Annotated in this window: 3 protein-coding genes, 3 tRNA genes and 6 rRNA genes; 10 read left to right on the forward strand and 2 right to left on the reverse strand. The window is 47.5% G+C overall.

All coding sequences use genetic code 11. From position 1 onward, the window contains the following. Positions 1-2 precede the first annotated feature (2 nt). The 10 genes from fre to AC3CHU_RS00350 all read left to right on the forward strand — a co-directional run bounded on the left by fre (position 3) and on the right by AC3CHU_RS00350 (position 12,165). On the forward strand, positions 3-716 hold the full coding sequence (fre, locus tag AC3CHU_RS00305; protein WP_009848201.1) for an NAD(P)H-flavin reductase: 714 nt from the start codon (positions 3-5) through the stop codon (positions 714-716). A gap of 579 nt (positions 717-1,295) precedes the next feature. Beyond that, a 16S ribosomal RNA gene (locus tag AC3CHU_RS00310) occupies positions 1,296-2,850 on the forward strand. A 431-nt stretch (positions 2,851-3,281) separates the two neighbouring features. Beyond that, a 23S ribosomal RNA gene (locus tag AC3CHU_RS00315) occupies positions 3,282-6,175 on the forward strand. A gap of 98 nt (positions 6,176-6,273) precedes the next feature. Next, positions 6,274-6,389: ribosomal RNA gene (gene rrf, locus AC3CHU_RS00320) — 5S ribosomal RNA — on the forward strand. Positions 6,390-6,817: 428 nt separating this feature from the next. After that, positions 6,818-8,372, forward strand: a 16S ribosomal RNA gene (locus AC3CHU_RS00325). 67 nt (positions 8,373-8,439) lie between these two features. Then, a tRNA-Ile gene (locus tag AC3CHU_RS00330) sits at positions 8,440-8,516 on the forward strand. Positions 8,517-8,537: 21 nt separating this feature from the next. Continuing rightward, positions 8,538-8,613: transfer RNA gene (locus tag AC3CHU_RS00335), tRNA-Ala, on the forward strand. A 300-nt stretch (positions 8,614-8,913) separates the two neighbouring features. Further along, positions 8,914-11,807: ribosomal RNA gene (locus AC3CHU_RS00340) — 23S ribosomal RNA — on the forward strand. 98 nt (positions 11,808-11,905) lie between these two features. Beyond that, positions 11,906-12,021: ribosomal RNA gene (rrf, locus tag AC3CHU_RS00345) — 5S ribosomal RNA — on the forward strand. The 16S, 23S and 5S rRNA genes sit together here with 3 tRNA genes alongside, the layout of an rRNA operon. A 67-nt stretch (positions 12,022-12,088) precedes the next feature. Next, positions 12,089-12,165: transfer RNA gene (locus tag AC3CHU_RS00350), tRNA-Asp, on the forward strand. Positions 12,166-13,085: 920 nt separating this feature from the next. Here AC3CHU_RS00350 and AC3CHU_RS00355 read toward each other — a convergent pair. Next, on the reverse strand, positions 13,086-14,267 hold the full coding sequence (locus AC3CHU_RS00355; RefSeq protein ID WP_004736627.1) for a heme biosynthesis protein HemY: 1,182 nt from the start codon (positions 14,265-14,267) through the stop codon (positions 13,086-13,088). Next, a complete protein-coding gene (locus AC3CHU_RS00360) occupies positions 14,267-15,493 on the reverse strand; it encodes a uroporphyrinogen-III C-methyltransferase (RefSeq protein WP_488524927.1) in 1,227 nt (408 codons plus the stop codon). The genes AC3CHU_RS00355 and AC3CHU_RS00360 overlap by 1 nt, the downstream gene beginning before the upstream one ends. Positions 15,494-15,506: the final 13 nt, after the last annotated feature.

Raw genomic sequence — 15,506 nt, forward strand, 5'->3', positions numbered from 1 at the left:
ACATGACTATTAAATGTAAAGTGAAGTCTATCGAGCCTTTGGCTTGTAATACTTACCAAATCCTACTTCACCCAGAAACACCAGTCGCTTTTAAAGCGGGCCAATATCTGATGGTTGAAATGGGCGAGAAAGATAAGCGTCCATTTTCGATTGCAAGCAGCCCTTGTCGCCATGAAGGCGAGCTTGAGTTGCACATTGGTGCAGCTGAGCACAATGCTTACGCTTCAGAAGTCGTTGAGGCAATGAAGAAAGCGCAAGCTGAAGATGGCGATATAGCTATTGATGCTCCGCACGGTGATGCGTGGGTTAAAGAAGAAAGCGATCGTCCTCTGTTACTCATTGCTGGTGGTACTGGCTTTAGCTACGTGCGCTCTATTCTCGATCACTGCATCGCGCAGAACAGTAAAAAAGAGATTCATCTATACTGGGGCGCAAAAGATGAGTGTCAGCTGTATGCGAAAGAAGAGCTTGTCGACATTGCAGCAAAACACAGCAATGTACATTTTGTACCAGTAGTAGAAGAAGCGCCTGAAGTTTGGCACGGTCAAACGGGTAATGTACTTGAAGCAATCACGCAAAGTTTCGAATCATTAGCTGATTTCGATATCTACATTGCGGGTCGTTTCGAAATGGCAGGTGCTGCAAGAGACTTGTTTACTCAGAATAAAGAAGCAAAGCGTGACCATATGTACGCAGATGCTTACGCGTTTATCTAAGAATACTTTTAGATTTAGAGCAAAAAGAGAGCAGAAATGCTCTCTTTTTTCCGTTTAGGTGAACTATTAGGCACTTAAGCTCTATTTATTCATTTTTCATGAAAAAGTAGTTGCTAAGCTGAGTGGGTTCCCTATAATGCGACACCACTGAGACGGCAGACGCCACAAGGCTTCAGCAAGAATCAGTCAGACGGAAAGCGACAAAAATTAATTTTCAAAAAGTGTTTGACACTGAATGTTAATTCGCTAGAATGGCCGTCCACTTCGAGAGGCTCCTTACTTAAAAGGAACGCTCAACAAGTGAAGCTCTTTAACAATTTAAACCTATCAATCTGTGTGGGCACTCGTTGATGAATATCAAAACGTTATTACTTAGGTAGTAACAGTTACTTCGGTAACAAACTTGATTTCAATGAACTGAGTGACCAATACGAATAATTACTTTCTTTATAGAGAGGGGTTATTTGGCACAGTCAATTCATTACCATTCTGTTGGAATGGTAATAGCTTTAGAATTACATGTTCATTTTCGAATGAATATTAGTTTTGAAGTCAGTATTCGTTGAGTCACAAAATCTTAAATTGAAGAGTTTGATCATGGCTCAGATTGAACGCTGGCGGCAGGCCTAACACATGCAAGTCGAGCGGAAACGACACTAACAATCCTTCGGGTGCGTTAATGGACGTCGAGCGGCGGACGGGTGAGTAATGCCTAGGAAATTGCCTTGATGTGGGGGATAACCATTGGAAACGATGGCTAATACCGCATAATGCCTACGGGCCAAAGAGGGGGACCTTCGGGCCTCTCGCGTCAAGATATGCCTAGGTGGGATTAGCTAGTTGGTGAGGTAATGGCTCACCAAGGCGACGATCCCTAGCTGGTCTGAGAGGATGATCAGCCACACTGGAACTGAGACACGGTCCAGACTCCTACGGGAGGCAGCAGTGGGGAATATTGCACAATGGGCGAAAGCCTGATGCAGCCATGCCGCGTGTATGAAGAAGGCCTTCGGGTTGTAAAGTACTTTCAGTTGTGAGGAAGGGTGTGTAGTTAATAGCTGCGCATCTTGACGTTAACAACAGAAGAAGCACCGGCTAACTCCGTGCCAGCAGCCGCGGTAATACGGAGGGTGCGAGCGTTAATCGGAATTACTGGGCGTAAAGCGCATGCAGGTGGTTCATTAAGTCAGATGTGAAAGCCCGGGGCTCAACCTCGGAACTGCATTTGAAACTGGTGAACTAGAGTGCTGTAGAGGGGGGTAGAATTTCAGGTGTAGCGGTGAAATGCGTAGAGATCTGAAGGAATACCAGTGGCGAAGGCGGCCCCCTGGACAGACACTGACACTCAGATGCGAAAGCGTGGGGAGCAAACAGGATTAGATACCCTGGTAGTCCACGCCGTAAACGATGTCTACTTGGAGGTTGTGGCCTTGAGCCGTGGCTTTCGGAGCTAACGCGTTAAGTAGACCGCCTGGGGAGTACGGTCGCAAGATTAAAACTCAAATGAATTGACGGGGGCCCGCACAAGCGGTGGAGCATGTGGTTTAATTCGATGCAACGCGAAGAACCTTACCTACTCTTGACATCCAGAGAAGCCAGCGGAGACGCAGGTGTGCCTTCGGGAGCTCTGAGACAGGTGCTGCATGGCTGTCGTCAGCTCGTGTTGTGAAATGTTGGGTTAAGTCCCGCAACGAGCGCAACCCTTATCCTTGTTTGCCAGCGAGTAATGTCGGGAACTCCAGGGAGACTGCCGGTGATAAACCGGAGGAAGGTGGGGACGACGTCAAGTCATCATGGCCCTTACGAGTAGGGCTACACACGTGCTACAATGGCGCATACAGAGGGCAGCAAGCTAGCGATAGTGAGCGAATCCCAAAAAGTGCGTCGTAGTCCGGATTGGAGTCTGCAACTCGACTCCATGAAGTCGGAATCGCTAGTAATCGTGAATCAGAATGTCACGGTGAATACGTTCCCGGGCCTTGTACACACCGCCCGTCACACCATGGGAGTGGGCTGCAAAAGAAGTGGGTAGTTTAACCTTTCGGGGAGGACGCTCACCACTTTGTGGTTCATGACTGGGGTGAAGTCGTAACAAGGTAGCCCTAGGGGAACCTGGGGCTGGATCACCTCCTTATACGAAGATACTTACGATGAGTGTCCACACAGATTGATGGTTTAGATTTAGTTAAAGCCAGAGCTTTAATTAATAACGTAAGTTATTGATTAAAGCTTTTTGCTTTATGCTCTTTAACAATTTGGAAAGCTGACTGATTTGATTACTTACGAGTAATTCAAATCAAATTTAAAAGTTCTCAATGTTTATCTTTCATTAGATAAACACAACAAACACATTCAAGTGTCTTGTATTCGAATGATCAGAAATGATTGTTCATTTTTTGATTCTACTTTTTTTAAAAGTGGAAACAAAAAGTAAATTGAGTCCGGCAAACAGTCATTGAGAATTAACCCTTCTTGATGACAACCAAAAACCTTGGTTAGTTGCCATACACTTATTTGTCTTCACTTTTTAAAGTGAAAGCAAATAGAAACCCTTTCGGGTTGTATGGTTAAGTGACTAAGCGTACACGGTGGATGCCTTGGCAGTCAGAGGCGATGAAAGGCGTAATAACTTGCGATAAGCCCAGATTAGGTAGTAATAACCTTTTGAGTCTGGGATTCCTGAATGGGGAAACCCACGTGCATAAGCACGTATCCTGTTGTGAATACATAGCAACAGGAGGCAAACCGGGGGAACTGAAACATCTAAGTACCCCGAGGAAGAGAAATCAACCGAGATTCCGAAAGTAGCGGCGAGCGAAATTGGATTAGCCCTTAAGCTTTTAATGAGACAGATGAAGGCTCTGGAAAGTGCCGCAATAAAGGGTGATAGCCCCGTAATCGACATCTCATAATCAGTGAAAACGAGTAGGGCGGGACACGTGATATCCTGTCTGAATATGGGGGGACCATCCTCCAAGGCTAAATACTACTGACTGACCGATAGTGAACCAGTACCGTGAGGGAAAGGCGAAAAGAACCCCTGTGAGGGGAGTGAAATAGAACCTGAAACCGTGTACGTACAAGCAGTAGGAGCACCTTCGTGGTGTGACTGCGTACCTTTTGTATAATGGGTCAGCGACTTAATTTTAGTAGCAAGGTTAACCGTTTAGGGGAGCCGTAGGGAAACCGAGTCTTAACTGGGCGTACAGTTGCTAGGATTAGACCCGAAACCAGGTGATCTAGCCATGGGCAGGTTGAAGGTTGAGTAACATCAACTGGAGGACCGAACCGACTAATGTTGAAAAATTAGCGGATGACTTGTGGCTAGGGGTGAAAGGCCAATCAAACCTGGAGATAGCTGGTTCTCCCCGAAAGCTATTTAGGTAGCGCCTCGGACGAATACTACTGGGGGTAGAGCACTGTTAAGGCTAGGGGGTCATCCCGACTTACCAACCCTTTGCAAACTCCGAATACCAGTAAGTACTATCCGGGAGACACACGGCGGGTGCTAACGTCCGTCGTGGAGAGGGAAACAACCCAGACCGCCAGCTAAGGTCCCAAAGTATAGCTAAGTGGGAAACGATGTGGGAAGGCTCAGACAGCCAGGATGTTGGCTTAGAAGCAGCCATCATTTAAAGAAAGCGTAATAGCTCACTGGTCGAGTCGGCCTGCGCGGAAGATGTAACGGGGCTAAGCTATACACCGAAGCTGCGGCTACGTACCTTAGGGTATGTGGGGTAGGGGAGCGTTCTGTAAGCCGTTGAAGGTGTGCTGTAAGGCATGCTGGAGGTATCAGAAGTGCGAATGCTGACATGAGTAACGATAAAGGGAGTGAAAAACTCCCTCGCCGGAAGACCAAGGGTTCCTGTCCAACGTTAATCGGGGCAGGGTAAGTCGACTCCTAAGGCGAGGCCGAAAGGCGTAGTCGATGGGAAACGGGTTAATATTCCCGTACTTCTTACAATTGCGATGGGGGGACGGAGAAGGCTAGGTGGGCCTGGCGACGGTTGTCCAGGTTCAAGTATGTAGGCGGGTGGTTTAGGTAAATCCGGACCACTACTAACGCTGAGATACGATGTCGAGCTACTACGGTAGTGAAGTCATTGATGCCATGCTTCCAGGAAAAGCCTCTAAGCTTCAGATTGTAAGGAATCGTACCCCAAACCGACACAGGTGGTCGGGTAGAGAATACCAAGGCGCTTGAGAGAACTCGGGTGAAGGAACTAGGCAAAATGGTACCGTAACTTCGGGAGAAGGTACGCTCTTATCAGTGAAGTCCCTTGCGGATGGAGCAGACGAGAGTCGCAGATACCAGGTGGCTGCAACTGTTTATTAAAAACACAGCACTGTGCAAAATCGTAAGATGACGTATACGGTGTGACGCCTGCCCGGTGCCGGAAGGTTAATTGATGGGGTTAGACTTCGGTCGAAGCTCTTGATCGAAGCCCCGGTAAACGGCGGCCGTAACTATAACGGTCCTAAGGTAGCGAAATTCCTTGTCGGGTAAGTTCCGACCTGCACGAATGGCGTAATGATGGCCACGCTGTCTCCACCCGAGACTCAGTGAAATTGAAATCGCTGTGAAGATGCAGTGTACCCGCGGCTAGACGGAAAGACCCCGTGAACCTTTACTACAGCTTGGCACTGAACATTGAACCTACATGTGTAGGATAGGTGGGAGACTATGAAATTGCGTCGCTAGATGTGATGGAGTCGTCCTTGAAATACCACCCTTGTAGTTTTGATGTTCTAACGTTGGTCCCTGAATCGGGATTACGGACAGTGCCTGGTGGGTAGTTTGACTGGGGCGGTCTCCTCCCAAAGAGTAACGGAGGAGCACGAAGGTGGGCTAAACACGGTTGGACATCGTGTGGTTAGTGCAATGGCATAAGCCCGCTTGACTGCGAGAATGACAATTCGAGCAGGTGCGAAAGCAGGTCATAGTGATCCGGTGGTTCTGAATGGAAGGGCCATCGCTCAACGGATAAAAGGTACTCCGGGGATAACAGGCTGATACCGCCCAAGAGTTCATATCGACGGCGGTGTTTGGCACCTCGATGTCGGCTCATCACATCCTGGGGCTGAAGTCGGTCCCAAGGGTATGGCTGTTCGCCATTTAAAGTGGTACGCGAGCTGGGTTTAGAACGTCGTGAGACAGTTCGGTCCCTATCTGCCGTGGGCGTTGGAAAATTGAAAGGGGCTGCTCCTAGTACGAGAGGACCGGAGTGGACGAACCTCTGGTGTTCGGGTTGTCATGCCAATGGCATTGCCCGGTAGCTAAGTTCGGAATCGATAACCGCTGAAAGCATCTAAGCGGGAAGCGAGCCTTGAGATGAGTTTTCCCTGGCACTATAAGTGTCCTAAAGGGTTGTCGTAGACTACGACGTTGATAGGCAGGGTGTGTAAGTGCTGCGAGGCATTGAGCTAACCTGTACTAATTGCCCGTGAGGCTTAACCATACAACACCCAAGGGGTTTTGTGGACTCAGAAGTACCAGACCTTGAATACGTTTGAAGAGAAATAACTTTTAAATCAGTTTTCCGAATTTTAAAATTTGCTTGGCGACCATAGCATTGTGGACCCACCTGATTCCATGCCGAACTCAGAAGTGAAACACAATAGCGCCGATGGTAGTGTGGGGTTTCCCCATGTGAGAGTAGGACATCGCCAGGCTTTAATTTCGACTTTGTCTAGTTTTTAGACAAGTCACCATAGAGTTCTAAGTTTTCTTAGAGTTTTATGTTGACTTTCAAAGTGGAAAGCGTATTATACGCGTCCTGCTTAAGTGCTAAGGCACTGAAAGCGTTCTCTTTTTAGAGAACAGGCTCTTTAACAATTTAAACCTATCAATCTGTGTGGGCACTCGTTGATGAATATCAAAACGTTATTACTTAGGTAGTAACAGTTACTTCGGTAACAAACTTGATTTCAATGAACTGAGTGACCAATACAAAGTTAAGTTTACTTAATTTTGGCACAGTCAATTCATTACCATTCTGTTGGAATGGTAATAGCTTTAAAATTACATGTTTATCAATCTTTTTCGAAAGAGCGAATAAATATTAGTTTTGAAGTCAGTATTCGTTGAGTCACAAAATCTTAAATTGAAGAGTTTGATCATGGCTCAGATTGAACGCTGGCGGCAGGCCTAACACATGCAAGTCGAGCGGAAACGACACTAACAATCCTTCGGGTGCGTTAATGGGCGTCGAGCGGCGGACGGGTGAGTAATGCCTAGGAAATTGCCTTGATGTGGGGGATAACCATTGGAAACGATGGCTAATACCGCATAATGCCTACGGGCCAAAGAGGGGGACCTTCGGGCCTCTCGCGTCAAGATATGCCTAGGTGGGATTAGCTAGTTGGTGAGGTAATGGCTCACCAAGGCGACGATCCCTAGCTGGTCTGAGAGGATGATCAGCCACACTGGAACTGAGACACGGTCCAGACTCCTACGGGAGGCAGCAGTGGGGAATATTGCACAATGGGCGAAAGCCTGATGCAGCCATGCCGCGTGTATGAAGAAGGCCTTCGGGTTGTAAAGTACTTTCAGTTGTGAGGAAGGGTGTGTAGTTAATAGCTGCGCATCTTGACGTTAGCAACAGAAGAAGCACCGGCTAACTCCGTGCCAGCAGCCGCGGTAATACGGAGGGTGCGAGCGTTAATCGGAATTACTGGGCGTAAAGCGCATGCAGGTGGTTCATTAAGTCAGATGTGAAAGCCCGGGGCTCAACCTCGGAACTGCATTTGAAACTGGTGAACTAGAGTGCTGTAGAGGGGGGTAGAATTTCAGGTGTAGCGGTGAAATGCGTAGAGATCTGAAGGAATACCAGTGGCGAAGGCGGCCCCCTGGACAGACACTGACACTCAGATGCGAAAGCGTGGGGAGCAAACAGGATTAGATACCCTGGTAGTCCACGCCGTAAACGATGTCTACTTGGAGGTTGTGGCCTTGAGCCGTGGCTTTCGGAGCTAACGCGTTAAGTAGACCGCCTGGGGAGTACGGTCGCAAGATTAAAACTCAAATGAATTGACGGGGGCCCGCACAAGCGGTGGAGCATGTGGTTTAATTCGATGCAACGCGAAGAACCTTACCTACTCTTGACATCCAGAGAAGCCAGCGGAGACGCAGGTGTGCCTTCGGGAACTCTGAGACAGGTGCTGCATGGCTGTCGTCAGCTCGTGTTGTGAAATGTTGGGTTAAGTCCCGCAACGAGCGCAACCCTTATCCTTGTTTGCCAGCGAGTAATGTCGGGAACTCCAGGGAGACTGCCGGTGATAAACCGGAGGAAGGTGGGGACGACGTCAAGTCATCATGGCCCTTACGAGTAGGGCTACACACGTGCTACAATGGCGCATACAGAGGGCAGCAAGCTAGCGATAGTGAGCGAATCCCAAAAAGTGCGTCGTAGTCCGGATTGGAGTCTGCAACTCGACTCCATGAAGTCGGAATCGCTAGTAATCGTGAATCAGAATGTCACGGTGAATACGTTCCCGGGCCTTGTACACACCGCCCGTCACACCATGGGAGTGGGCTGCAAAAGAAGTGGGTAGTTTAACCTTTCGAGGAGGACGCTCACCACTTTGTGGTTCATGACTGGGGTGAAGTCGTAACAAGGTAGCCCTAGGGGAACCTGGGGCTGGATCACCTCCTTATACGAAGATAGTCACGATGAGTGTCCACACAGATTGATTAGGTTTAGAAAGTAAAAGAGACGATATTGGGTCTGTAGCTCAGCTGGTTAGAGCGCTCGCCTGATAAGCGGGAGGTCGGTGGTTCGAGTCCACTCAGACCCACCAATATCGACTAGATACAAAGATGGGGCTATAGCTCAGCTGGGAGAGCGCCTGCCTTGCACGCAGGAGGTCTGCGGTTCGATCCCGCATAGCTCCACCATCTTTAAGTGTTTTTATCTGAAAATATTTAAAAATGGTTTCGAAAGAAATCTAGCTCTTTAACAATTTGGAAAGCTGACTGATTGATTACTTACGAGTAATTCAATCAAATTTAAAAGTTCTCAATGTTTATCTTTCATTAGATAAACACAACAAACACATTCAAGTGTCTTGTATTCGAATCAAACTTTAGTTTGATTCACAATTGAGTCCGGCAAACAGTTATCAAGAATTAACCCTTCTTGATGACAACCAAAAACCTTGGTTAGTTGCCATACGCTAAGACCCTTTCGGGTTGTATGGTTAAGTGACTAAGCGTACACGGTGGATGCCTTGGCAGTCAGAGGCGATGAAAGGCGTAATAACTTGCGATAAGCCCAGATTAGGTAGTAATAACCTTTTGAGTCTGGGATTCCTGAATGGGGAAACCCACTTACATAAGTAAGTATCCTGTTGTGAATACATAGCAACAGGAGGCAAACCGGGGGAACTGAAACATCTAAGTACCCCGAGGAAGAGAAATCAACCGAGATTCCGAAAGTAGCGGCGAGCGAAATTGGATTAGCCCTTAAGCTTTTAATGAGACAGATGAAGGCTCTGGAAAGTGCCGCAATAAAGGGTGATAGCCCCGTAATCGACATCTCATAATCAGTGAAAACGAGTAGGGCGGGACACGTGATATCCTGTCTGAATATGGGGGGACCATCCTCCAAGGCTAAATACTACTGACTGACCGATAGTGAACCAGTACCGTGAGGGAAAGGCGAAAAGAACCCCTGTGAGGGGAGTGAAATAGAACCTGAAACCGTGTACGTACAAGCAGTAGGAGCACCTTCGTGGTGTGACTGCGTACCTTTTGTATAATGGGTCAGCGACTTAATTTTAGTAGCAAGGTTAACCGTTTAGGGGAGCCGTAGGGAAACCGAGTCTTAACTGGGCGTACAGTTGCTAGGATTAGACCCGAAACCAGGTGATCTAGCCATGGGCAGGTTGAAGGTTGAGTAACATCAACTGGAGGACCGAACCGACTAATGTTGAAAAATTAGCGGATGACTTGTGGCTAGGGGTGAAAGGCCAATCAAACCTGGAGATAGCTGGTTCTCCCCGAAAGCTATTTAGGTAGCGCCTCGGACGAATACTACTGGGGGTAGAGCACTGTTAAGGCTAGGGGGTCATCCCGACTTACCAACCCTTTGCAAACTCCGAATACCAGTAAGTACTATCCGGGAGACACACGGCGGGTGCTAACGTCCGTCGTGGAGAGGGAAACAACCCAGACCGCCAGCTAAGGTCCCAAAGTATAGCTAAGTGGGAAACGATGTGGGAAGGCTCAGACAGCCAGGATGTTGGCTTAGAAGCAGCCATCATTTAAAGAAAGCGTAATAGCTCACTGGTCGAGTCGGCCTGCGCGGAAGATGTAACGGGGCTAAGCTATACACCGAAGCTGCGGCTACGTACCTTAGGGTATGTGGGGTAGGGGAGCGTTCTGTAAGCCGTTGAAGGTGTGCTGTAAGGCATGCTGGAGGTATCAGAAGTGCGAATGCTGACATGAGTAACGATAAAGGGAGTGAAAAACTCCCTCGCCGGAAGACCAAGGGTTCCTGTCCAACGTTAATCGGGGCAGGGTAAGTCGACTCCTAAGGCGAGGCCGAAAGGCGTAGTCGATGGGAAACGGGTTAATATTCCCGTACTTCTTACAATTGCGATGGGGGGACGGAGAAGGCTAGGTGGGCCTGGCGACGGTTGTCCAGGTTCAAGTATGTAGGCGGGTGGTTTAGGTAAATCCGGACCACTACTAACGCTGAGATACGATGTCGAGCTACTACGGTAGTGAAGTCATTGATGCCATGCTTCCAGGAAAAGCCTCTAAGCTTCAGATTGTAAGGAATCGTACCCCAAACCGACACAGGTGGTCGGGTAGAGAATACCAAGGCGCTTGAGAGAACTCGGGTGAAGGAACTAGGCAAAATGGTACCGTAACTTCGGGAGAAGGTACGCTCTTATCAGTGAAGTCCCTTGCGGATGGAGCAGACGAGAGTCGCAGATACCAGGTGGCTGCAACTGTTTATTAAAAACACAGCACTGTGCAAAATCGTAAGATGACGTATACGGTGTGACGCCTGCCCGGTGCCGGAAGGTTAATTGATGGGGTTAGACTTCGGTCGAAGCTCTTGATCGAAGCCCCGGTAAACGGCGGCCGTAACTATAACGGTCCTAAGGTAGCGAAATTCCTTGTCGGGTAAGTTCCGACCTGCACGAATGGCGTAATGATGGCCACGCTGTCTCCACCCGAGACTCAGTGAAATTGAAATCGCTGTGAAGATGCAGTGTACCCGCGGCTAGACGGAAAGACCCCGTGAACCTTTACTACAGCTTGGCACTGAACATTGAACCTACATGTGTAGGATAGGTGGGAGACTATGAAATTGCGTCGCTAGATGTGATGGAGTCGTCCTTGAAATACCACCCTTGTAGTTTTGATGTTCTAACGTTGGTCCCTGAATCGGGATTACGGACAGTGCCTGGTGGGTAGTTTGACTGGGGCGGTCTCCTCCCAAAGAGTAACGGAGGAGCACGAAGGTGGGCTAAACACGGTTGGACATCGTGTGGTTAGTGCAATGGCATAAGCCCGCTTGACTGCGAGAATGACAATTCGAGCAGGTGCGAAAGCAGGTCATAGTGATCCGGTGGTTCTGAATGGAAGGGCCATCGCTCAACGGATAAAAGGTACTCCGGGGATAACAGGCTGATACCGCCCAAGAGTTCATATCGACGGCGGTGTTTGGCACCTCGATGTCGGCTCATCACATCCTGGGGCTGAAGTCGGTCCCAAGGGTATGGCTGTTCGCCATTTAAAGTGGTACGCGAGCTGGGTTTAGAACGTCGTGAGACAGTTCGGTCCCTATCTGCCGTGGGCGTTGGAAAATTGAAAGGGGCTGCTCCTAGTACGAGAGGACCGGAGTGGACGAACCTCTGGTGTTCGGGTTGTCATGCCAATGGCATTGCCCGGTAGCTAAGTTCGGAATCGATAACCGCTGAAAGCATCTAAGCGGGAAGCGAGCCTTGAGATGAGTTTTCCCTGGCACTATAAGTGTCCTAAAGGGTTGTCGTAGACTACGACGTTGATAGGCAGGGTGTGTAAGTGCTGCGAGGCATTGAGCTAACCTGTACTAATTGCCCGTGAGGCTTAACCATACAACACCCAAGGGGTTTTGTGGACTCAGAAGTACCAGACCTTGAATGCGTTTGAAGAGATATAACTTTTAAATCAGTTTTCCGAATTTTAAAATTTGCTTGGCGACCATAGCATTGTGGACCCACCTGATTCCATGCCGAACTCAGAAGTGAAACACAATAGCGCCGATGGTAGTGTGGGGTTTCCCCATGTGAGAGTAGGACATCGCCAGGCTTTAAATTAAATCTTTAGGTTGACCGACCTGGGGATATGGACGCTCACTTAGTGAGTTGACCACTGCGGAGTGGTAGTTCAGTTGGTTAGAATACCGGCCTGTCACGCCGGGGGTCGCGGGTTCGAGTCCCGTCCACTCCGCCACTTATTAAAAAAGCCCTGCTAGAAATAGCAGGGCTTTTTTACATTTCAAGAAAAGTGTTTTGCCCTTCGGTCGAATGAGTCCCACAAAGGGGTTGCCTGAAGTCCGCAACCCCGTCCATTCCGCTGCTTATTAGAAAGCCTAGTCTGACGACTAGGCTTTCGTCGTTTCTGGGTATGTGTTTTAACTCTTGGCTTTGGCTTCCGTAAAAGGTTGTTTTGGCTAGTAATCGTTGAATCGACGATTGATTAGAAAGCTGTGCTAAGCAATAGCCGGGCTTTGCGATCTAACATGACAAATTGATTTTAATTAATAAGTTAGCAGGAGTTCTCTAAGTGGCTGTGGCTTCTTAATTACTTCTGTTGAGTGATGATTAAGCCGCGCTTTAAACTTCGGAGTTTTGCTGTGTCCCAGAATTGATTTCGTCTAGAGTCTGAAACTCGGCTGCTATACATTCACTTCTTCAATCTTAAACCAAGCTATCTGATCGTTATTCCTTCAAAAATCTATATAAAGGTTGTCAGTCAGCTCAAATGGATTCTAAACAGCTTGTTTTATAGTTTGCTAAAACTACATACGGATAGACCTAACGTATCCCTCAGTGTTTTTTAGGAAACCTTGCGGGGGATTCCAAGAAGATTTAACCTCATGACTTAAAATCAGTACTTATAAAGCATTAATAGCATTTGAAAATCCATGATCAAGATGTGTGACTTATGGATTGTTACGAGCTAGGTAGGTCCTATTAAAAATGGACGATGCTTCGGTCAGCAATAAGCTGGGTGTGGAGAAGGGATCTGGATGGAAGACTTTTACTACCATCTCTAGTATTTGCTTATTCGTACTGAGCAAGTTACTTAAGGTAAACAGTAGATACAAAAAAGCCGATGCTAGGCATCGGCTTCATGTTAGTTGTATCAGTTTAAGCTGGTTGAACCAGAGCGAGTGCCTTACGAGAAACTTCGTGAGCTGCCTTCGTTAAGTTTTGCTTTTCTAGTGCATCAGATAGGTATCCGTAATCTGATACGTTTGAGCGAAGTGCTAGTGCTTTCTCGAAGTGGCCTTGTGCTTCTGCCCATTTCTGTTCTCTTAGGTAGAACTGAGCCAATGCGCTGTGTGCTTCGGCATTGCCACCATCTTTACTGATGGCGCGCTCTAGCATCACAACGACTGGGTGGTGATCGGCAAGGTTAAGCTCTGGAAGCAACATGTAGAGCTCATTTGAACCACTCTTCGCAATGTTCTCTTTGATCACAGTGAAGGCTTCTGAGTCAGCTTTACGAGCGATCAGTTGCTTCACAAAGCAGGAAACAAGGTGAGAGCTTTGTTTCTGCTTTCTTGAAAGCTTGTTCCAATGGCTGATTAAACCTTCGCTACCTTGCTGTTGTGCCACATCGTGAAGCAAGCCGCATTGTGCTTTTTGTTCTAACTCAACTTGCTCATCAGCCGTAAGAAGCTTGTTTTTAGCTAGCTTAGGCGTTAACTCTAGTAATGGCTGCCAGAGTTTAAGCTGCATGTAAGTGGCTTTTAATAGGCCAAGTACAGCGGTGTTATTAGGATATGTACCTTTTAAGGTCGAAAGTGTGTCGAATGCGGCTTCGTAGTTCGACTCACTGATCTGTTGTTTTGCTTTAGTTAGCTCAACGGCCAGTAGAGAGTCCTCTTGTTGGCTAGCAAGCTCGATGTACTTATCACGCTCACTCGTATTACCTTGTTCGTGAGCAGCTTGAGAAGCGACTAAATAACAAAGTAGAGGCATGTCGTGATGATTAGCCCAACGAGTTACTTTCCTCTCTGCGCCTTTCCAATCACCTTCAAGAAGCTTGATGATGCCTTCATTGGTATAACGACGAGAGCGTTTTAGTTTACGAACACTGAACCAGTTCCAAGTCGTTGAGCTTGCGTACATAAGCTTTTTGAATAGGTACTCCAAGCCGAATAGAGCAGCTAGAAGAGCAATGACAAATATAACCAGTGTTGTCACACTCATCTCAATGGTCTTATTTGCTATCGAAATCAGGACATAACCTTGTTGACCTGAGAACTGGGTACCGACAACTAGTCCGGCACCTAGAACGAGAAAAAGAAAAATCCAGCGAATCATTATTTTTCCTCCGTGGTCATAACGGTTACTTCACGACGTAGGCGTTCACGAATTACGTCAGATAACTCATTTTGAGACTCAAGTTTCACAGGATATTTCACAGAAATATTCTGCTCACTCAGCTGCTTAATTGCCTTCTCAAACTCAATCACTGAGTTGTTATCTTGGTTTAGGTACGACTTCGACCACTCGTTAGCTGTTTGCAGTGCGGCACTGTAGATGTCGCCTTGCTCCTTGTAGACGGCGCGAATAGCTGTCTCTAGTTTGCCTTTGATATTTTCACGCAGGTAGAAGTGCTGCTCTGGTGATAGTAGAGGGATGACTTCTCCATCACGACTGCGGAAGGTGATGAAGTTTTCTGAGAAGTCTTTCATCGACGTCATCAGGTTGTTCTGCCAATCATTGATGTCTTGCGATACGGCTTTTTTCTCTACAACTGCAGCTTCTGGGAGAATCGCATTGGCAAGCGGTAGCGTATCGACTTGTTGTTGTAGGCTTGTGATACGCAGAACTAAGCCGTCACGGTCGATAAGAGGGATAGTGCGAAGCTTAGTAATGTCATTGGTCATTGATTGGCGCAGTGATACTAAGCTTGGGTCATTTAGTGCTGCGATACGTTGATCGGCGCTTTCCATTAGTTTGGTTGCGCTAACGGCATCATGCTCAAGGAACAATTTACGACCTGCTAGTTTTACTAGGTAATCGGCTTCAGCAAGCAACCAGTCATTTGGTCGACGGCCTTTAACGTCAGCTACTGCTAACTGCAGACTTTGAATACTCTTTTGTTGCTGGGATTGTACGACCTGAGTTTTCTCCACGGCGTGAGAAGCTTCTTGGATAGTCTCTTGCTTGATGGTTTGCAGGTCTTTATTTACTGCAGATTGGGTATTTTGCAGTTGTGTTTGAAGAGCCGAGATTTGAGCCGAGTACTCAGCGCTCTTTTGCTGCATTTGAAATGCGATACCGCCACTGAAAATAATAGAAATAGCGATCGCAATAGCGCCTAGTTTGACACCGCGCTTACCTTGCTTTTCTGCTTTCTCGATTTGCTCTTTATGCTCAGCTTGAGGCTGTTCACTTTGAACCGTATTTGACGCAGAGGCATCAAGTTTTCTTTCAGGCTGTTTTGTCTCTGTAGATTCAGCTTTTTCGTTTTCAACAACTACTGGCTGAGTGTCTTGTTTTTTTTCAGGTTCAATATGCTCATTATTTTTTTTGCTTGTCATGCTTATTTCCTGT

It is taken from the genome of Vibrio sp. QJM3NY_39, assembly GCF_057785895.1.